This window comes from Niallia yueguangensis (genome assembly GCF_052663115.1).
This window is the reverse complement of sequence record NZ_JBQTCX010000004.1, coordinates 1-19,695: the sequence shown is the minus strand read 5'-3', so window position 1 is coordinate 19,695 and position 19,695 is coordinate 1. Positions and strand designations below refer to the sequence as shown.

Sequence of the window (19,695 nt, the reverse complement as noted above, 5' to 3'; positions counted from 1 at the left end):
ATCAATGGAGGCGTTTTAATGGGAGACGAAATGCAACAATTTAAGGCTGATTTTTTTAAAGCCTTATCACATCCTTTACGAATACGTATTCTCGAATTATTGTCAGAGGGCGAAAAAAGTGTAAATGAAATTCAGAGCATTCTTAACAAGGAAGGTTCAGTTGTTTCCCAACAGTTAAGTGTACTACGTGCTAAAAATATTGTTGTTGGCACAAAAGATGGAAAACGAGTTTTATATTCTCTTCGAGATCCTATGATTATGAATTTACTGGCAGTTGCTCGAAAGATTTTTAATAACCATTTAATCGACACGATTTCAATGTTTGAAGAACTAGATGAAACAGAACGTGAAACGATAGTTAAGGAGGGTTAGGTTGAGCATTGAAGTTGAGAAAGAAGATATCATCCAACATGGAATTGAAATATTTCGCTCAATAGGAGCTCATCACGTTTGTAATGTTTGTATTAAAAGTGGAAATTCTTGTTGTTTATCATGTCAGCATTTACAGGATGGAGTAGGATGTCAAAAGAGAAATACAGCTTGGTTATGCGGAATTCAAAGTTTTTTATTTGATCAAAAGGGATTACTAAACGAATGGAATAGTTTCTGGAGTGAAATCCCAGGACAAATGTTTCGTAGAGACAATACCCCAGATAAAGTAAAGATTAAATCGTTTATAGATATGAAAAAGCTTGATAGTCGAGATGGATTACTTCTAGCAGAAGGGTTAAATTCTTATATACTCGAAGGCGGAGATATAAACAAATTAGAACGTCATTTAAGTAAAATGTATAACCAATATTAAGCTGATGCTCCTCTTGTAAAGAGATAAAATGGGGCTGTATAAGGGTATGGGAAATGTATTTGTAATTCAATTTCATCAAATGCTAATATTCTTACAAAAAAGCAAGATTTATTAAAAATAGAAAAGAAGGGTTTGTAATGAGAGGGTTATTTACGGGAAGGTTTGAAGGTTATTCGTTGGGATATTTTCAAAAGGATCTTCTTTCAGGAATGATTGTCGGAGTTGTTGCGATTCCACTTGCTATGTCTTTTGCTATAGCCTCTGGTGTTAAGCCGGAGTTTGGGATTTATACAACATGTATTGCTGGGATACTCATTTCGCTATTTGGTGGTTCGAAGTATCAAATTGGAGGGCCTACAGGTGCTTTTGTTCCTATTCTTTTAGGCATTGTAATTACATATGGGTATGAAAATTTACTACTTGCTGGTTTATTAGCTGGAATTATCTTATGCCTTATGGGAATTTTTAAACTGGGATCTTTAATTAAGTTTATCCCACGTCCTGTAACTATTGGCTTTACATCAGGGATTTCTGTCATTATCTTCACGGGACAAATTGCTAGTTTTTTGGGTCTAACAGGTATAAAAAAGCATGAGGAATTTATAGCAAACCTGAAGGAAATCTTCACTCATATCGGTACCACCAATTTTTACAGTCTTATAACTGCTATGATTTGCTTTATTGTTATAATCATAACACCAAAGATTTTGCCCAAAGTACCAGGTTCATTAGTAGGTGTTGTTATTTCAACTTTAATTGCTACCGTATTTTTCTCAGGTCATGTACCTACTATTGGTACAGCATTTGGTACGATTCCAAATACACTTCCTCAGTTTGATATACCAGAAATCACATTAGAGCGAATAAAACAATTAATTGGTCCTGCATGCGTTATTGCAATGTTGGGTGGTATTGAATCTCTTTTATCCGCTGTCGTGGCAGATGGTATGACAAATAGTAAACACAACAGTAACAAAGAGCTTATTGGTCAGGGAATTGCCAATATTGTTACACCGTTATTTGGAGGAATTCCGGCAACTGGAGCGATTGCTCGAACAGCAACCAATATAAAAGGTGGAGCTGTATCTCCGATGTCGGGTGTTATTCATGGAGGATTTGTGTTATTCACGCTTCTACTATTTGCTCCATATGCTTCACATATTCCGCTTGCTAGTATGGCTCCCATTTTAATGGTGGTAGCTTGGAATATGAGCGAACAAAAACATTTTGTTCACATACTTAAAATGAAGACAGGAGACTCTCTTGTATTACTTGTAACATTTTTACTCACTGTTTTTACTAGTTTAACAACGGCTGTGGAAATCGGACTTATTTTAGCTGTTATTTTATTTACAAAACGTATGAGCAATATGCTTGTCATATCTAAAGTGCTTCCAGATCATACAAGAAAGAACGAAAGAATGCTACCACATGTAGTAAATAAAGCTCATGATTGCCCACAAATTAGTATCTATACAATAGAAGGTCCATTGTTTTTTGGTGCCGCTCAAACGTTTGAACAAAACATTTTAACAACCATTCATTACAAACCCCAAGTTTTGATTTTACGTATGGGAAAAGTTCCTTTTATTGATACAACAGGAGAATCCTATTTTAGAAATATTGTTCAGCATTTAAAAAAACAAGGTGGCGTACTTCTTGTTTCTGAGATTCAATTTGAGTTAAAAATAACCCTAGATAAAAATGGATTGTACGATGAGATTGGAGAAGAAAACTTTTTTGATCATACAGGGGAAGCTATTAACTACGCGCTTGGACATTTAAATACAAAAAAATGTATGGGGTGTACACATTTCGCTTTTCATGAGTGTACCCAACTTTCTCAGCAATCCCAGAAAGCGAATACAGTAAATAATAAAGTAAATGCATTAGATTTTTAGAATGATAACAAGTGGAGGAAATAAATATATGTCTAATTTACCAAATTGCCCAAAATGCAAATCAGAATACACTTACGAAGATAGAAATCTTTTTGTATGTCCAGAATGTGCTCATGAGTGGACTTTAAAATCAGAAACTGAAAATAGTGAAGATACGAAGGTAATCAAAGATGCAAATGGAAATGTATTAAACGATGGTGATTCTGTAACAGTAATTAAAGATCTTAAAGTAAAGGGAACTTCATTAGTCGTAAAAATAGGTACAAAAGTAAAAAGTATCCGTTTAGTTGATGGAGACCATGATATTGATTGCAAAATAGATGGTTTTGGAGCTATGAAATTAAAATCTGAATTTGTTAAAAAGGTATAAATGCGATTTTAACGCAACAGAACTAATTTGATTTAATTATTTAAAGCCAATAAATGTACAACATTTTCAAGATAGAAAGTAAGCAACTTTTAAAATAGAAAGATCTCATTCAAGAATACTTATCATGAATGAGATCTTTCTATTTTTTGAACTTATCTCGAACATATCCATATATTTTTAAACCTGCCGTTTGCGACAGGAGTGCTCCAGTAAGATTGCAGCAGCTATGCTCTCGGATGAAACTTCGTATACACATCTTTTAATCTTGTTTTTGTTACATGTGTATATATTTGGGTTGTCGAAATATCCGCATGACCCAACATCTCTTGAACTGCCCGCAAGTCTGCCCCATTCTCTAATAAATGAGTGGCAAAAGAATGTCTTAATGTATGCGGAGTAATTTCTTTGTTTATTTCCGCCTCTTTGCCAAGACGTTTTAAAATTTTCCAAAACCCTTGTCGTGTTAATCTCTTTCCGTGATGATTGAGAAAAAGGGCATTGTCTTTTTCTTTTTTATTGATGAAAAGGGAGCGTCCCTCCTCTAAATAAAGCTGAAGCGCACTCGTAGCAGCTCCACCAATAGGTATGATGCGTTCTTTATTGCCTTTGCCAATACAACGAACAAATCCCATTGTTAAATGAATATCTTCTTCATTTAAACTAATAAGCTCACTAACTCGTATTCCCGTTGCATATAACAGCTCTAACATTGCTTTATCTCGTTTTCCATAATGATCGGTTATTTGCGGGGAATCTAACAATTTTTCTACATCCTGCATGGAGAGGACTTTTGGCAGCGTTCTTTCTGCTTGAGGAGTCTCAATATGTACAGTCGGATCTTCTTCTAAAACACGATCTCTTAATAAAAACTGATGAAATGCCCGAATAGAGGCAATATGTCGAGCAATTGTTTTCGACGATTTCCCTTGATCCTTTAAAAACGCTAAAAATCGAATAATATGCGCTCGATTTATTTGTTGCAAGGAACAATGTTCTATGTTTTTTATATATTTATAGTAAGCCTTTAAATCTCTTTCGTAAGAAACTAAAGTATTTTTTGCTAAGCCTTTTTCAACTAACAAAAAATGCATAAAGTCTTGTAATTGGTCGTCCATTTGCATTACTCCCCATTTAAATAAAACAATAATATTCGATCTTTCCAGGAATATTCCTCTTTCGCTACCGTACTATTTACTTTTACAGCTGCCCCTGAAGGTTCATCATAACGATGAAGATCCTGATATTCTTCATTAAACCATATTAGTGCATAATAAAAAAGAATCGTGCATCCTGTAAACAAAATAAACACTTTAATTGTGCGAAAAACGATTTTTGACCATTGTAGCATATTATTTCCTCCAAACTTGCATCTTACTAAAAGCTATGCCAGTTTGGACAGGTTTTATACCTTCTAAAATGAAAGGTTGAAAAAAACTTCTCAAAAAGAGAAGAGAATTGTTGAAAAGTTGCAGTTTCTTTTACCTTCAACCTATATTGAAAACCTTCTCCAAAAAGAGAAGGTTTCATTATTCTTCGACTGCACCCTCACTTTTTTCTGTGCAGCGATGACATATTCCATGAAAAGTTAAGCGGTGATCTTTTATTTTGAAATTCCAATCACGTTCGACTATTTTTTCAACATCCCCTAATAAATCCTCTTGAATTTCATCAACAGCACCACATTCTATGCATACTAAATGATGATGAAAGTGTGCCGCTCCTTCTTGTCGTAAATCGTATCTTGAAACACCGTCTCCGAAATTTATTTTATCAACAATTTTAAGTTCAGTTAACAATTCTAACGTACGATAAACGGTTGCTAATCCAATTTCTGGAGATTTATCTTTAACAAGGAGGTATACGTCTTCTGCACTTAAGTGGTCTTCTTCATTTTCTAGTAGTACTCTTACCGTTGCTTCCCTTTGGGGAGTTAGTTTATAACTCGATGAGTGCAACAGCTTTTTTATTCTATCAATTCTACTTTCCATTCCGAAAGTCCCTCCCTAGCCACTATCCATCTCATTATAACAGATGTAGGAAAAGAATCCTAATAAAAATTATTATAATTAAGAATCAATAATTATTATTAAATAATATTAATTATACCATTCCTTTTTTCGTTTTTCCACCATTTTATTCTCCCCCCTTGCTTACATTCCAAAGGGTATGATAAATGATTGAACCATATTAATGATGGACTTCATCAGCATAGGTGAAATATAGGCCTCAACTCCGGCAGCTGCAGCCAAAAAAAGAAAAGCAACCACTAAAAGAAACATATATCGTCCGAATAAAGGAAGTATCGGCTCCCCCCTTTTGTTTATAAACTGTTGTCTTATCATTTTAAATGAAAATGCTACGGAAAGTGTGGCAGAAATAATAAAAATCGGGATTACAATGATATTTTGTGGCAAGATAGACACAAAGGAAAGCAGAAATCCATTCCACCCCATCTGATTTACTAAAAAACCTACTGTAAAACCAACAACCATTCCTTTAATAAATAATAGAATAAGAATAACTGGCAATCCGATAATAGAAATACCGAGTAGCCACATTAAACCAATAAACTTACTATTATGTGAAAAGCTCTGTATAAACAGATCCTTACTACTTGCTATTTTTCCATCTGAAACTTGGCCAAAAAATTGGGATAAATAATCATATAAATCTTCCTTTTGCGTTAACGTTAAACTATTGACAACAACCGCACCAAAAATAACCCCCATCAGAAACAAAACAACGATAAATAAATAAATTGAGGAATGCTCCCGAAAATGATTGGCCACAATGTTCTGGTACTTTTTTTTCTTCATTGCTCTTCCTCCTACAAATCAGTTAGTTTATTCTATGCAAGAGAGGAAGGCATATGACTAGGAAATCTAGTATTTTTTCTAGTAAATTCTTTTTGCATAAGAAAAGCACAGGCGCCTTGCTCAGCCCCGAAGAAAAATGTTCTCTTGACTGAAAAAATGTTTTTTACTTTTAGAGGCAGAGGTTATCTTTCACAGGGGCTAGGCACCGGCTGGCTAAATGCGCACAGAGGAAAATCGACTAAGTAGTACGCCACGTCCTGTGGCAGCGTCGATTGACTCGCATCCTGCGAGCCTGTGGCAACGCCGGCACTAGACACTAAACTAGGTTCGAAATTTTATACTTTCTTATCTTTTGAAAAAAATAGTGCTGTTCCAAAAGAAAAAAGAATCTAATGGACAGCACTAGGTGCTATTTATGAAATAAATTTTCTGCAATCTTTCCATATTTCCCGCCGCCGCCAACAGAAATTAATAGCTTTCCATTTCTTGCAGCAGAAATATAATCTGCGATTTTTTTTGGCAAAACTTCTGCTAGTTTTTCGTATGGAACTTCATGAATAACTTGCATTTCTGTGGAAAAATGCTGCAAAAGCTTCTCTAGCGTTTTTCTCCCGAGGCCTGGGATAAATTCAAGGGGCACTTGGTAGATGTAAGGGGGTCTTTTCGTTTGTGTTACCGCATTTTTTAATTCCTCTATTCTTGCTGCAACACCCTTCACTCCTTTTTTACTACCACAAATAGAACAGGACTCTCCTATTTTTGAAAGTTGGTTCAAACATTTAGCACAAACAGTTTCATGATACTTCCCCAGTAAAGGATTCAATCCGTAATTTGCACGTATACCTCTTCCTTCTTCACCCTTTATTGCCTTTTTCAATTCTAAAAAGGAAGGTTCTTTCATCTCAATTATTTGATATTCACGAGCTATTTTTGCTAACGAATGAGCATCTGAGTTCGTAATATATGTATAACGATGCAATTCTTCGATACAATCTGCCATTTTTGAATCGGCACTCAAGCCAAGTTCCACTGCATCAATTAATTCAGGATCAAAGATTTCTGAAAGAGACTGCTTGACACCGCTGCCATAAAGGCTTTTAAAAGGTGTAAAAATATGTGCTGGAATAAATAATCCTCCCATGCTCTTTATCTTTTTTTGCAATTCAAATCCTGTTACATAAATTCTTTGTGAACTTAATGTAATGTTTTTTGTATTGGAAGAAAGCCAATAAGAAAATTCCTTCATTTTCTCTAATGTCGGCAAAAACACTAATACATGGACCGGACCGTTGCAATGGTCATCGTATAGTTCCAGTTCTGATCCTAAAATAATCGTTAATCCATTCATATCCAAACCGCCGTTTGTTTTTGGAGCAATCACACCTTCTTCCACCTTTTGTTCAATTTCGGCAAGCACTTCCGGTGAATGAGAATCAATGATGCCTATCATATGCATTCCTTTTTGAAATTTTGCATATTGAATTATATTCGAAAAAGTTAATGTGCGGGATCCGGTGATTTTTACTGGTTTTCCGCTTTTTGTACGGCCGATATGGATATGAAGATCTGTATAATATCGATTCATTATTTTTTCAAGGCCTGAACAAGCTGCATATACTGAACCGCATACATCGTTTTCGCATCAAAAATGCGTTGATTTTTGACCAATTCCTGTGCCTCTTCCAACGATACTTCCATTAAGTTGACAAATTCGTCTTCATCTAATCCTGCTGCGTCTTCGATTTTATGTAATCCTTTTGCAATATAAAGATGAACAATTTCATCTGCAAATCCGGGAGACGTGTAAAAAGATGTTAGCAATTCTAGGCTTTTACAGCCATAGCCTGTTTCTTCCTCTAACTCCCGTTTCGCACAAACTGCAGGATCTTCCCCTTTTTCCAGCTTCCCTGCTGGTATTTCGACAATTTCTTTTTCTAATGGTTTTCTAAATTGTTCCACCAATACTAATTTTTCTTCATCGGTTACCGCAATAACTGCAACGGCACCAGGATGTTTTACTAATTCTCTTGTTGATGTCTTTCCATTCGGAAGTTCTACCTCATCCACTTGGACCGTGATGATTCTGCCATCAAATATTTTTTCTGAACGAATTGTTTTTTCCTGTAAATTCATTTCAAACCCTCTCCTGTTCTCGTTCTATTCGCATCGTCTAACTACATATAGTTTTATTATCTGCCTGTCGAAAAAATTTTTTTATGTCTCCCAGAAAGATTATTCATTTCTTTTTTGTCTATCCTAAGATTATTATACTTTTTTTTCTTTTATAAAGACAGGAAAGGAGCTGCATATGAAGATTTACTTACATGATAAGGGCATCATTTGCACAGGAAAGGCGTGGCAAATTCGGCACCTTTTAAAAAAATACACTAAAGATTATACGTATGTAAAAGAGTGGCTGGAATATGTTGAAAAACAAACCAAAAAATATCCTTCTTCTAAAAAATAATAATCCAGATAGTAAAAAAATCAATTTTACTAAATAAGGCGATATTTTTGAAAAGCCGATTATTTTTTCGGTACAATGAAGGAATAAACGACAAAAAGAGGTGCCTTATTTTGAAAAAAAGACAGTTAGGATCATCTGATCTATATGTTTCAATACTTGGATTAGGATGCATGAGTTTAGGGACGGATGAAAAAACGGCATTCCCCATTTTAGAAGCTGCTCTTGAACAAGGAATTAATTATTTTGATACAGCAGATTTATATGATTTTGGAAAAAACGAGCAGTTATTGGGGCAATTTTTCAAACATAATCGGGAAGATATTATTATTGCAACAAAGGTGGGAAATAAATGGAAAGGTGGACAAACTAACTGGTCATGGGATGCGAGCAAAGACTATATAAAAGAAGCCGTTAAACAAAGTTTAAAGCGATTAAATACCGATTATATCGACTTGTATCAGTTACACGGTGGTACATTAGAGGATAATATAAAAAAAACGATTGAGGCCTTTGAAGAATTAAAGGAAGAAGGGTTTATCCGCTATTATGGCATTTCCTCTATTCGTCCAAATGTCATTCGTGAATATATAAAACATTCCTCGATTGTTTCTGTCATGATGCAATACAGTATGTTAGACAGACGACCAGAGGAAGAAGTGCTGTCACAATTATATCGAAACGGGATTAGTGTAGTTACAAGAGGGCCAGTTGCAAAAGGCTTATTAAGTGAAAACTTTCGAAACAAACTTACTGCTGGATATTTAGATTATACTTTAGAGGAATTACAAGATATCTTGCCAAAACTTAAAGACATTTTTGCAGATACTCACTCTTTAACGGAAGCAGCACTTCAATTTAATTTAGCCGCCCCAGCGGTTAGCTCTGTCATTGCCGGAGCAAGCAGTGTAAAACAGATCGTGGAAAATGCAAAAGCTATAAATAGTGAACAGTTATCACTTAAAGAAATAGAACTTGTACAAAAAATAACAAAAGCAAATACGTATCTTCAGCATCGTTAAAAGTTTGCGACCTTTTCCGTGAAAAAAAGGAAAGGTCGCGTTCTTTTTTATCTTCGTTCATTACTTAAATTCTTTCCAATTAAGAGGATTTTCATTTAATAATTCTTCAAAAGATTTATTTTTTTCTTTTAATCTTTTTTCTTCTTTCATTCTTTCTTCTTCCGCTTTTTGTTTTACTTGTTCTTCTGCCTTTAGTGCCTGTTTTTTGTCTTGCAGCTGTTTCATTAGCTGGTCATTAAGCAAGTCCTTTAATGTTGTCGGTTTATCTTGCTGGTTCTTAGTTACTGGTTTACGCTGTTTTTTCATCGTAAATTCCTCCTTGTGCTTATTCATTTATTTATCATCTAATTGCTTTCATCCTGGATGCAAATAGTTTCCACCAATTTCACTTCCACATTCCCTTTTATCGCTCTTGTAATCATACAAGATGCTTCCGCTTTATGTGCTAAACGGCGGACTAAAAGCTTGTCTCTGTCTGTTGCACCGATTGGCAAAACAATTTTAGGACGATGTATAATTTGCTTATAAGTAATTACGCCATTTGTAACATCTACAATTCCTTCAGACTTCAAGCTTAAACTTTCCTTTTTTATCTTACTTCTTTCCAGCATTGCTGCTAAAGTGATGATAAAACAAGTGGCTGCGGCTCCTAAGAGCATTTCATCCGGATTTGTGCCAATTCCTGGTCCATCCATTTCTTTAGGAATGGAAATTTCAGTTTTCAAATTTCCGCTTTGTATTGTACCAACATCATTTCTTAATCCAGGCCAGTCTGCATGTAAATAAAAGTGATGTTCTGCCATTCTTATATTCACCCTCTCCTTATGTTAATCCCCCAATTTAGTGGGATGAATAAAAATCGTGCTAATAACTTATGTTATGATTGTAGTTTATTTTGGAAAGGAGCATTAAAATGAGCCAAAAAAGAGACAAAGGATATAGCCAAGCAGGACAGCCAAATGGTGATACAGTAAAAGAAACGATTGCAGTAGAAGAATTAGAGAAAGCCATTCATCCAACAAAAAGACAAAACACAAAACAATGAACTCGTTTTAAAGCAAGCTAAAACTTCAACTAAGCAGGTAAAGTTATTATTTAACGTATTGGAAAAACCCCACCTATAATTCGCTTAAAGGTGGGGTCTTACCCCAATGTCATCAAGCTAACCTTCAAAAAACAGGAAAATAAGCAACTAAATAGGAAGTAAGGGTTTCCGCTCTGTTCTCCGAGGCTTACCGCTCGCTTTCCACGGGGCGAGCGCCGAGCCTCCTCGTCGCTTTGCTCCTGTGGGGTCTCGTCTTTCTCGCTAATCCCGTAGGAGTCGAGCGGACGCCTCTCCAAACAAATTGGGTATTTCTTTTACATAAAGGGTATCTAATTCCATGATATTAAAAAGTTTGTAATTTATGGAATCTTAAGTTGATGACATTGGGTCTTACCCACAGAATCTATTTTCCTTTTTTTCCTTTATTCTATACCAATAACGGTAGCTCTCTTGGAAACCACATGTTTGATATAAGGTTATTGCCGGTTTATTTTTTACCATAACTTGCAAGTAGGCATATTCTGCACCTTCGTTTTTTCCCCATTGCAGGATCGATTGAACTAAAGCTTTTCCATACCCTTTGCGGCGATAATCACTATTTGTAACAATATCAAATAATCCGATATACTTTCCTTGCCTTACACCTAAACCGCACGAGACTACTTCCGAACCTTCCTTTAGCAAAACATAACATGTGTCTGGAATAATAGTACGCAACATATGTACTAATGTCGAATGATTCGTCTTGTTTACTTTATTCAAGCGGCAATAATGCTCAAGCCACTCTTCTGTAAAATAATCATACATCTCTACAGCATTCGTTAAAGAGGAGACAGGAGATATATCGTGCAAAGATCTTGTTTGTACACTTGTTTCATCTAGGAATCCATATCCTTTTGTTTCAAGGATTCCATCTAGCTCCTTAGGACAAGCTTCTTCTGTCATCTTAAAAATAACAGGCATCTCTTTCTTTACATATATTTGTTCCACTTCCTGTATTTTTTCCTCAAGACTCATGGAAGAAAAATACAATGGCTGCACTGAATTGCCACGTTTTGTATAACCATCATTAAAACGAATAATCCACCCATCCAGCAGCATTGTAACTGCACAAGGCTGAGCATTCATCGCCAATTCCTCTAACATTGTCGTAGTATGTTTCACTTAGCCATTTCCCCTCTTCTTTTTTTCACTATTCTAACTTTTAACTCAATTACTATCAATAGTCTTTACCATTAGGTTTGAACCGATGAAAAATTAAAGAATCTATCCCTTTGCTTTCCTGAAAAAGAATGGTAAACTACAAATGATTTTTACAGATATAGGAATAGGTGGGATTTGATGAAAAGATTCTTTCGGTTCTTTCGTTATATCTTTTCATGTTTGCTTTTTTTAGCATCTATTGGTGTATATAGCACCAACCGATTAATGTACATGAAGACAAAAAAAGATCAATTTATTTATAATCGAGAACGAGATGCAGGGCGTTTCGATCCTGCGTCATTCGAAGCATTACGTAAGCAAGAAGTTACCATTCCTTCTCCCTATGGTTATCATTTAAAAACCATTATAGTGGAACCGTTTGAAAAAAAACACTATATTATTATTTCACATGGCGTTACCGAAAACAAAATCAATTCCATTAAATATATGAATCTTTTTCTAAAAAGAGGATATAATGTCCTAATTTACGACCATCGCAGACATGGAGAATCTGGAGGTAAAACAACTAGTTTTGGTCATTATGAAAAATTTGATTTAAAAGCAGTGGTTGATTGGGTTCATGAAAATAGAGGGAAAGATATTCTTCTCGGCATACATGGGGAATCAATGGGCGCTGCAACCATGATTCTTTATGCAGGCATGTTGGATGATGGGGCCGATTTTTATATTGCAGATTGTCCTTTTTCTGATTTTAAAGAGGAAATTCAACATTTAATTTCTTCTGAAGTAAAATTACCTGCAAAACTTCTATTGCCGATTGCTGATTTGTTTATCCGACTAAGAGAACATTATTCTCTTCGCGATGTTTCTCCTATCACCGTTATTGATAAAATAACAAAACCAATGTTGTTTATTCATAGTGAAAAAGATGATTTTATTTTGCCAAGTATGACCCAAAAGTTATTCGAAAAGAAAAAAGGACCCAAAAAATTGTTTTTTGCAAGCAACGGTCTGCACGCTCAATCCTATAATGAAAACAAGGAAGCCTATGAACAAGCAATTGATGATTTTTTACAAGAATATGTCCATGTTAAGGAAACATAATCGGGATTGTCTAATAGGAGCAATCCCGATTATGTTTCCTATTCTACTGCCATTTTTCTTTAATATATTCATCTCTTCCAGATTTTTGACGATCTTCTTTATAATGCTGTTTATTCTTTTTATGATAATCTTGATGATATTCTTCTGCCTCGTAAAAAGCGCTTGCTGGCTCAATAGCAGTGACAATTGGTTTATGAAAGCGTCCACTGTCAATGACTGCTTGCTTTGATTCTTCCGCAAGTTTTTTTTGTATTTCATTATGATAAAAAATAACCGTACGGTATTGCGATCCTCTGTCATGAAATTGACCACCAGCATCCGTTGGATCAATTTGCTGCCAATACAATTCTAATAACCTTTCATATGGAAAAAGATCTGGATTAAACGTAATTTGCACGACTTCCGAATGACCTGTATTTCCTGATTTCACTTCTTCATATGTTGGATTTTCTTTCGTTCCACCCATATATCCAGAAATAATCCCTTCAATCCCAGGCAGCTCGTCAAAAGGTGTTACCATACACCAAAAGCATCCCCCTGCAAATGTAGCTTTCTCCATAATTTCCATCCTCTTTCTTCGTTGAAATTCATCTTATCTATTTTCCCTGCTTTATGTAGGCAAATTTTCAAAATACTTTATTCTATTGAGATATAGTATATAATATTTTATAAAACCATTCTATCTTTTCATTTTTAAAAGTTCTAAATTAAAGTAGGTTATGTCATGAATAAAGTTTTTATTAACAAAATGATTAAAAATGCATTAAAACAATACCATACAGAAAGTACTATTCTGAACGATCATGATTTCGAAAACATGTATAAAAAAATTATATATAGTAAAAAAGAATCGCCTGAAGTAGATATTTATGATCTTGTTCAGGATGTTGTTTATGGGTATATTACAGATTCGCCTTATTTTTAGAAGAATCTGTTTTATTTTTTGGCTACCCTGAAAAGAAGTTCCGCAGCGTGAATACACTACGCTTCTTGCTTAGCGAGCGCCGAGCCGCTTCGTCGCTACGCTCCTGCAGGGTCTCGTCTGTCTCGCTTTCCCGCAGGAGTCTTCGTGTATTCACGCTGCTCTGCGCTATAAATGTGGAGACTGCTTCTTTCCATACGCCATGATGCGAATTTTATTAGCATGGGTGTCTACCCTGAAAAGTGTGGTGTTCTTGTGAGTAGTCCGCAGCCGGCATACACTTCGCTAAAAAATAGGGAGACTGCTTCTTTTCATGCGCCATGGTGCGAATTTTATTAGCATGGATGTCTACCCTGAAAATAAGCTCCTGATAAAAGGGGTTTTCCGAAGCTTATCGCTCGCTTTCCGTGGACGAACTGGCAATCCTCTTAGCTTGTACCCCCGTCTTGCGGGGTCTTGCCAGCCCATTTTCCCACAGGAATCTCGCATATTCCCTTCCAAAATCAACATAATCGTTTAACAGAGCCTATTTTTTATTAAACATTTTCGTCATTACTTTATCTGCAGTTTTTGGAAATAAATGATAAAGCATATTTCCCCAATTCATCCAGTTTGGTATATTCAACTCTCTTTTTGGTTTTAACATTAAGTTCGTTACCTTATTTGCCACATCATCAGAAGAAAGCATATGTTTTTTGATATTTTTTACATAATCCCCTGACTTATCAGCAATTGTAAAAAAATTAGTGGCAATTGGTCCCGGATTAACGGCTGAAACATGAATATTTGTTTTTGCGAGTTCCATGCGCAAGCTGTTAGTGAAACCTAATACGGCATGTTTTGTAGCAGAATAGCCGCTTGACTTCGCTGTCGCCAGTTTCCCTGCGATTGATGCAATATTGATGATATGCCCACTATTTCGTTTTAACATCGAAGGCAACACTTCTTTTGTACACGCCATTACACCTAAAACATTTACTTGAAACATTTTTTCTAAATGGTCAAAGCTTGCTTCATGCAAATAATCAAACACTCCAAATCCAGCATTATTTAATAAAATATCAATAAAGCCTACTTCTTCATAAATTTTTTTAAAAACTGCTTTTATTTCTGCTGAATTACCAACATCAAGCTGAAAAAAAATCGCATTTACATTTGAATGTTGATTAATTTCTCTACATATTTGCTCTAGCTTATCAACAGAACGAGCCAAAAGAATCGGTCTTGCTCCTAAAGCCGCTACATTGTGAGCGATTTTTTCTCCAATGCCAGACGAAGCTCCAGTAATGACGATATTTTTATTTTTTAATATTTGCATGATACACCTCTTATTACTTTCTCTTATCATTGATTTATTTCTTGATTTGAATAGGCTGTTTTCTTATGGATTATTGCTTTTAAATTCGCAGCCTGAATACACTTCGCTTTCCGCGGGCGAGCGTCGAGCCTCCTCGTCGTATACGCTCCTGCGGGGTCTCGTCTTTCTCGCATTCCCACAGGAGTCTACGTGTATTCAGTCTGCTGAGTATTTCATTTCCAATATTTCATGTGAAAAACAACAAACTTTGAAAAAACAGCCTTTGAATAAAATCATTTTCACATATCTTCCATTGATTCACAATATTATGTTTTTGTTTTGCATTGAGCATTCCTCTCAGCTTTCCCGTCATCACAATACATTTTTTTTAAATTGTCTCTTGACAGACAAGCCTTTTTTCTTGCATAATCAAAGCAATTTCATAGATAAATAAATGATGACTAAGAATAGTAAATGAGATAGATACATTAAGAGAGTGAAGTTCTTGGCTGGAAAACTTCATCGTCCCTCATCTCATTGAACCTACCTTACGAGTTGATAGGCAAACCTACACGTATTCCGTCGTTATCCGGATAAAAGAATAGTATGTAATAAATTTTATATACTGAACTAAGGTGGTACCGCGAAATAAAACCTTTCGTCCTTTATTGGATGAAAGGTTTTTTTATGATAATAATGAATATATAAAGAAAAATAGTTGGAGGCAAATATATGACAAAACTCACTTTTATTGGCGCTGGTTCTATGTGCGAAGCAATAATTTCCGGAATAGTAAACAGTAAAATGATTAATGGGGAAGATATTTTTGTTACAAACAGAGCTAATCAAGAAAGATTGGAAACACTTCAAAATCAGTATGGCGTGAACTATTCCTATAATATGGAAACACTTTCAGCAAATGCTGATGCAATAATCCTTGCTATGAAACCAAAAGATGTAAAAGAAGCTATTACAGAAATAAAACCATTTTTAGCCGATAACACACTGCTTATTTCGGTTTTAGCAGGTGTCAGCATCAAAAGTATGGAATTATTAGCCGATAAAGCACTGCCAATTGCCCGAGCGATGCCTAATACATCTGCAACGGTTGGCAAATCTGCAACGGGAATTGCAATGAATGCGTACGTTAATGAAAACCAAAAACAATTTGTATTAAAAATATTTGAAACGATTGGATTATCAACAGTAGTCGAGGAATCTCAGCTAGATGCAGTTACGGGACTTTCTGGAAGCGGTCCTGCTTATATTTATTATATTGTTGAAGCGATGGAAAAAAGTGCAGTCGAAATTGGACTAGACCATCAAATAGCAAAGGAGCTAATTGTGCAAACTTTAAATGGAGCGGCAGAAATGATTGCTACCTCTTCTAAAACTCCTGCTGAACTTCGCAAAAATGTAACAAGCCCTGGAGGCACAACAGAAGCCGGCATTAAAGTGTTAGACTCTTTTAACGTGCAAAATGCTTTCATCCAATGTATTCAAGAAGCAGCAGCCAAATCAAAGCAGCTTGGAAATACACTAAGTGAAGAGTTGAAAATCACTAATTAAGAAAAAGAAAGTCAAAAAGGATACATTCCATTTTGACTTTCTTTTTTTAACAAAACCATGTTAATTAGACGGAATATACATTAAAATCTTCTGCTATATCCGTGTTAGGAAAAACTTCTTGTGCTTCTGTTAACAACTCGTGAATATCATTACTATCATATCTGGCACTTATATGGGTTAAAATAAGCTGTTTTACATTAGCCTCTTTCGCAATTTTTGCAGCTTGTACCGTTGTTGAATGAAAATATTCCTTTGCAAGCGCTGCCTCATCTCTTGCAAAAGTCGCTTCATGAACGAGCACAGATGCATCTTGTGCTAAAAGACTCGCCGATTGACAAACCCTTGTATCCCCTAAAACGGCCACAATCCGCCCCTTTATTGGAGAACCGACAAAATCCTGGCTTTTTATAAAAGTGCCGTCCTCCAGCGTGACGTCTTCCCCATTTTTGATTTTTTTAAATAACGGGCCTGGTGTCAAGCCAATTTTTCGCAGCTTATCAATGAGTAATTTTCCAGGACGGTCTTTTTCCGTGACACGATAGCCAAAGCAGGGAACACCGTGCTCTAATGCCATCGCTTCGACTTGAAAGGATTCGTCTTCAAAAATGATGCCTTCTTCTATTTCAACTACTTGCAATTCATATTTTAAATGCGTTTGACTAATAGTAAAACTTGTTTCAATATAAGTCTTAACCCCTTTTGGACCATATACGGTCACTGAAGTCTCTCCTCCTTGAAAAGATCTGCTTGCAAGCAATCCAGGCAATCCATACAAATGATCACCATGCAGATGAGTGATAAATATTTTTTCAATCCTTTTTGGTTTAATAGACGTATGTAAAATTTGGTGCTGTGTCGCTTCTCCAACATCAAACAACCAGATGCTTCCTCTTTCTTCTAAAAGTTTTAATGCGATACAGGTAACATTCCTTAATTTTGCTGGAAGCCCAGCACCCGTTCCTAAAAACTGCAATTCCACTGTTATACACTTCTTTCTATCTATTTTTGCAATGCCAATTATTAGATAAAATCTAATTCAAACGAAAGCTTTTTTTAGATAAATGCTGTTAATCTATAAAATACTAATTAAATATACATGTTCCAAAAAAAAGAAAATTAAAGCGGAGAATGCCTTAAGTATAAGGGAAAAAGAACAACTTACCAAATTATTTTTTCTTTTTTTCCTAGTAAGTTTCTCGAATTTATTGTATTATCTACAATAACGAATAATAAAGTAAACACACTGCTAAAGTTTTAAAAATTAATTTTTCTAAAATTTCAGTAAAAAATGTTTTATTAAAACATTTTGTTTGCTTAATTAGCAGGAAACAGATAAAATTTTATATCTGAACAGATACTTTTTCACAACATAGTAGAAAAAAGAAAGAATATTATGTTTTCATCTTCTTTAATACCTGTTATTCTTTTATAAAGTTTGTTTTAAAGTGTCTTAAAAAAATTCAAAGCTAATTTGAACTATTTATACATACTTAATGAAAAGAGGTCCATGAAAGTGAATCAAAATCAACAACCCAATGCACTATTAATGATTTTTGGAGCAACAGGAGATTTAGCAAACCGCAAGCTGTTCCCTTCCCTATACCGACTATATGAAAAAGGCAAATTATCACGCTTTGCTGTGGTCGGAGTTGGAAGAAGAACATTAACAAATGAACAATTTAAAAAGAATGTTGAAAAATCTGTAGCAGAATCTATTGCGAATACAAATCCAACTGAAGTTGAGACATTTGCTTCCTATTTCTGCTACCATTCACATGATGTAACAGATTCTAATTCTTATCTTACATTAAAAAATATCGCAAATGAGTTAGATGAGAAATATAGCTTAGACGGCAACAGAATATTCTATTTGGCAATGGCTCCAGAATTTTTCGGTCCAATTGCGATCCATTTAAAAGAAGATGGTCTTACAGATGTCACTGGTTTCAAACGTCTGATTATCGAAAAGCCATTTGGACATGATCTGGAATCTGCTAAAGAGCTAAATGAGCAAATAAGAACAGCATTTTCTGAAGATGAAGTGTATCGAATTGATCATTATTTAGGAAAAGCAATGGTGCAAAATATTGAAACCATTCGTTTTTCTAATGCCATTTTTGAAAACTTATGGAATAACCGTTATATAAGCAATATTCAAGTGACTTCTAGTGAAACTTTAGGGGTTGAAGAGCGTGGCAGATACTATGAAACAAGCGGCGCGTTACGAGACATGTTTCAAAACCATATGCTGCAAATGGTCGCATTGCTTGCAATGGAACCGCCGATTCGATTAACACCTGATGAAATTCGTTCTGAAAAGGTAAAAGTCTTCCGAGCTATGCGCTCAATCAAAGGAGATGAAATAAACGAATATTTTGTTCGTGGACAGTATGGTAAAGGAACAGTAAATGATAAAGAACTGCCTAGTTACCGTGAAGAACAAATGGTAAATCCGGAATCGAATACAGAAACATATGTTGCTGGTAAAGTGATGATCGATAATTTCCGTTGGGCTGGTGTGCCATTTTATATTCGTACAGGTAAAAGAATGGAATCAAAATCAACAAAAATTGTTGTGCAATTTAAAGATATTCCAATGAATTTATATGATCATCCTGAAAAAGAATTAACGCCAAATCTTTTAGTAATTCACATTCAGCCGGAAGAAGGTATTACTTTACATTTAAATGCTAAAAAAGCTGGACAAAATATGGAAGCTACACCGATTAAACTAAGCTATGCAAATACAGGTGTTGCAGGCATTAATACACCTGAAGCATATGAAAAGTTAATTGATGACAGTTTAAATGGTGATGCAACAAACTTTACACACTGGGATGAAGTGGCTCTTTCTTGGAGTTTTGTAGATGAAATTTCTAAAGTTTGGGAAAATACAGCTGCTGCTAATTTTCCAAACTATGCATCTGGATCAATGGGACCAAAAGAGGCAGATGAATTATTAGAACAAGATGGTTTCTTCTGGTGGCCAATAAATCAATTTGATGTGGATGTTTGCTAACAACAATAAAAACGTGGGATCTTTATGATTTCACGTTTTTTATTTACGCTCTTTTCGTATAGATTGTTGTTATTTACCCCGCAGCCTGAATACACTTCGCTTTCCACAGACGAATGCCGATCCTCCTCGTCGTTTTGCTAAGGTCACTGAAAAAGTGGATGCTATGAAATATAGATAGTAAAAATCCAAGCATTCAG

At 35.2% G+C, this 19,695-nt stretch carries 23 protein-coding genes and 1 other annotated feature; of the genes, 11 read left to right on the top strand and 12 right to left on the bottom strand.

What is annotated here, in order from left to right:
• The first annotated feature begins 18 nt into the window (after positions 1-18).
• The 4 genes from ACTYA4_RS04935 to ACTYA4_RS04920 all read left to right on the top strand — a co-directional run bounded on the left by ACTYA4_RS04935 (position 19) and on the right by ACTYA4_RS04920 (position 3,076).
• Entirely contained in the window at positions 19-372 is a 354-nt protein-coding gene (locus tag ACTYA4_RS04935) for an ArsR/SmtB family transcription factor (protein WP_443480045.1), read from the top strand.
• 1 nt (position 373) lies between these two features.
• On the top strand, positions 374-805 hold the full coding sequence (locus ACTYA4_RS04930; RefSeq protein WP_443480046.1) for a DNA mismatch repair protein: 432 nt from the start codon (positions 374-376) through the stop codon (positions 803-805).
• 137 nt (positions 806-942) lie between these two features.
• On the top strand, positions 943-2,706 hold the full coding sequence (locus ACTYA4_RS04925; RefSeq protein WP_443480047.1) for a SulP family inorganic anion transporter: 1,764 nt from the start codon (positions 943-945) through the stop codon (positions 2,704-2,706).
• 28 nt (positions 2,707-2,734) lie between these two features.
• On the top strand, positions 2,735-3,076 hold the full coding sequence (locus ACTYA4_RS04920; protein WP_443480048.1) for a zinc ribbon domain-containing protein YjdM: 342 nt from the start codon (positions 2,735-2,737) through the stop codon (positions 3,074-3,076).
• A gap of 224 nt (positions 3,077-3,300) precedes the next feature.
• On the opposite strand, the gene xerD is transcribed toward ACTYA4_RS04920, so the two are convergent.
• From xerD to ACTYA4_RS04890, 6 genes are all read right to left on the bottom strand, one after another.
• Positions 3,301-4,191, bottom strand: a complete 891-nt coding sequence (gene xerD, locus ACTYA4_RS04915; RefSeq protein ID WP_443480049.1) for a site-specific tyrosine recombinase XerD — start codon at positions 4,189-4,191, stop codon at positions 3,301-3,303.
• Positions 4,192-4,196: 5 nt separating this feature from the next.
• On the bottom strand, positions 4,197-4,424 hold the full coding sequence (locus tag ACTYA4_RS04910) for a YqzK family protein (protein WP_443480050.1): 228 nt from the start codon (positions 4,422-4,424) through the stop codon (positions 4,197-4,199).
• A gap of 178 nt (positions 4,425-4,602) precedes the next feature.
• On the bottom strand, positions 4,603-5,064 hold the full coding sequence (gene fur / locus ACTYA4_RS04905; RefSeq protein WP_443480051.1) for a ferric iron uptake transcriptional regulator: 462 nt from the start codon (positions 5,062-5,064) through the stop codon (positions 4,603-4,605).
• 162 nt (positions 5,065-5,226) lie between these two features.
• Positions 5,227-5,892: a stage II sporulation protein M gene (gene spoIIM, locus ACTYA4_RS04900; protein WP_443480052.1), complete on the bottom strand. Its 666-nt coding sequence runs from the start codon at positions 5,890-5,892 to the stop codon at positions 5,227-5,229.
• Positions 5,893-6,301: 409 nt separating this feature from the next.
• Positions 6,302-7,477, bottom strand: coding sequence for an endonuclease Q family protein (locus ACTYA4_RS04895; protein ID WP_443480053.1), 1,176 nt, complete (start codon positions 7,475-7,477; stop codon positions 6,302-6,304).
• Positions 7,477-8,025, bottom strand: coding sequence for an NUDIX hydrolase (locus ACTYA4_RS04890; protein WP_443480054.1), 549 nt, complete (start codon positions 8,023-8,025; stop codon positions 7,477-7,479). The genes ACTYA4_RS04895 and ACTYA4_RS04890 overlap by 1 nt, the downstream gene beginning before the upstream one ends.
• A 175-nt stretch (positions 8,026-8,200) precedes the next feature.
• On the opposite strand from ACTYA4_RS04890, the gene mciZ reads away from it, so the two are divergent.
• Entirely contained in the window at positions 8,201-8,359 is a 159-nt protein-coding gene (gene mciZ / locus ACTYA4_RS04885; protein ID WP_443480055.1) for a Z-ring formation inhibitor MciZ, read from the top strand.
• 110 nt (positions 8,360-8,469) lie between these two features.
• Entirely contained in the window at positions 8,470-9,378 is a 909-nt protein-coding gene (locus ACTYA4_RS04880; protein ID WP_443480056.1) for an aldo/keto reductase, read from the top strand.
• 60 nt (positions 9,379-9,438) lie between these two features.
• On the opposite strand, the gene ACTYA4_RS04875 is transcribed toward ACTYA4_RS04880, so the two are convergent.
• Together ACTYA4_RS04875 and ACTYA4_RS04870 are read right to left on the bottom strand one after the other, a co-directional pair.
• A complete protein-coding gene (locus tag ACTYA4_RS04875; protein WP_443480057.1) occupies positions 9,439-9,684 on the bottom strand; it encodes a YqkE family protein in 246 nt (81 codons plus the stop codon).
• A 38-nt stretch (positions 9,685-9,722) separates the two neighbouring features.
• The gene (locus ACTYA4_RS04870) at positions 9,723-10,181 is read right to left on the bottom strand and encodes an OsmC family protein (protein ID WP_443480058.1); all 459 of its coding nucleotides are present in this window, start codon (positions 10,179-10,181) and stop codon (positions 9,723-9,725) included.
• A 110-nt stretch (positions 10,182-10,291) separates the two neighbouring features.
• Between ACTYA4_RS04870 and ACTYA4_RS04865 the strand changes: the two genes are divergently transcribed.
• On the top strand, positions 10,292-10,423 hold the full coding sequence (locus ACTYA4_RS04865) for a hypothetical protein (RefSeq protein WP_443480059.1): 132 nt from the start codon (positions 10,292-10,294) through the stop codon (positions 10,421-10,423).
• Positions 10,424-10,813: 390 nt separating this feature from the next.
• On the opposite strand, the gene ACTYA4_RS04860 is transcribed toward ACTYA4_RS04865, so the two are convergent.
• Complete coding sequence (locus ACTYA4_RS04860; RefSeq protein ID WP_443480060.1) at positions 10,814-11,587, bottom strand: GNAT family N-acetyltransferase; 774 nt, start codon at positions 11,585-11,587, stop codon at positions 10,814-10,816.
• Positions 11,588-11,764: 177 nt separating this feature from the next.
• On the opposite strand from ACTYA4_RS04860, the gene ACTYA4_RS04855 reads away from it, so the two are divergent.
• The gene (locus ACTYA4_RS04855; RefSeq protein ID WP_443480061.1) at positions 11,765-12,691 is read left to right on the top strand and encodes an alpha/beta hydrolase; all 927 of its coding nucleotides are present in this window, start codon (positions 11,765-11,767) and stop codon (positions 12,689-12,691) included.
• A 43-nt stretch (positions 12,692-12,734) separates the two neighbouring features.
• On the opposite strand, the gene msrA is transcribed toward ACTYA4_RS04855, so the two are convergent.
• A complete protein-coding gene (gene msrA, locus ACTYA4_RS04850) occupies positions 12,735-13,250 on the bottom strand; it encodes a peptide-methionine (S)-S-oxide reductase MsrA (RefSeq protein ID WP_443480062.1) in 516 nt (171 codons plus the stop codon).
• A gap of 165 nt (positions 13,251-13,415) precedes the next feature.
• On the opposite strand from msrA, the gene ACTYA4_RS04845 reads away from it, so the two are divergent.
• A complete protein-coding gene (locus ACTYA4_RS04845) occupies positions 13,416-13,616 on the top strand; it encodes a YqzH family protein (protein WP_443480063.1) in 201 nt (66 codons plus the stop codon).
• A 523-nt stretch (positions 13,617-14,139) separates the two neighbouring features.
• On the opposite strand, the gene ACTYA4_RS04840 is transcribed toward ACTYA4_RS04845, so the two are convergent.
• Positions 14,140-14,931: an SDR family NAD(P)-dependent oxidoreductase gene (locus tag ACTYA4_RS04840; RefSeq protein ID WP_443480064.1), complete on the bottom strand. Its 792-nt coding sequence runs from the start codon at positions 14,929-14,931 to the stop codon at positions 14,140-14,142.
• Positions 14,932-15,358: 427 nt separating this feature from the next.
• Positions 15,359-15,579: a binding site (T-box leader), on the top strand.
• Between the two features lie 63 nt (positions 15,580-15,642).
• Here ACTYA4_RS04840 and proC point away from each other — a divergent pair.
• Complete coding sequence (gene proC, locus ACTYA4_RS04835) at positions 15,643-16,479, top strand: pyrroline-5-carboxylate reductase (RefSeq protein ID WP_443480065.1); 837 nt, start codon at positions 15,643-15,645, stop codon at positions 16,477-16,479.
• A 64-nt stretch (positions 16,480-16,543) separates the two neighbouring features.
• Here proC and rnz read toward each other — a convergent pair whose 3' ends face one another.
• Positions 16,544-17,458, bottom strand: a complete 915-nt coding sequence (rnz, locus tag ACTYA4_RS04830; protein WP_443480066.1) for a ribonuclease Z — start codon at positions 17,456-17,458, stop codon at positions 16,544-16,546.
• A 567-nt stretch (positions 17,459-18,025) separates the two neighbouring features.
• On the opposite strand from rnz, the gene zwf reads away from it, so the two are divergent.
• A complete protein-coding gene (zwf, locus tag ACTYA4_RS04825; RefSeq protein WP_445505578.1) occupies positions 18,026-19,498 on the top strand; it encodes a glucose-6-phosphate dehydrogenase in 1,473 nt (490 codons plus the stop codon).
• The last annotated feature ends 197 nt before the right edge of the window (positions 19,499-19,695 follow it).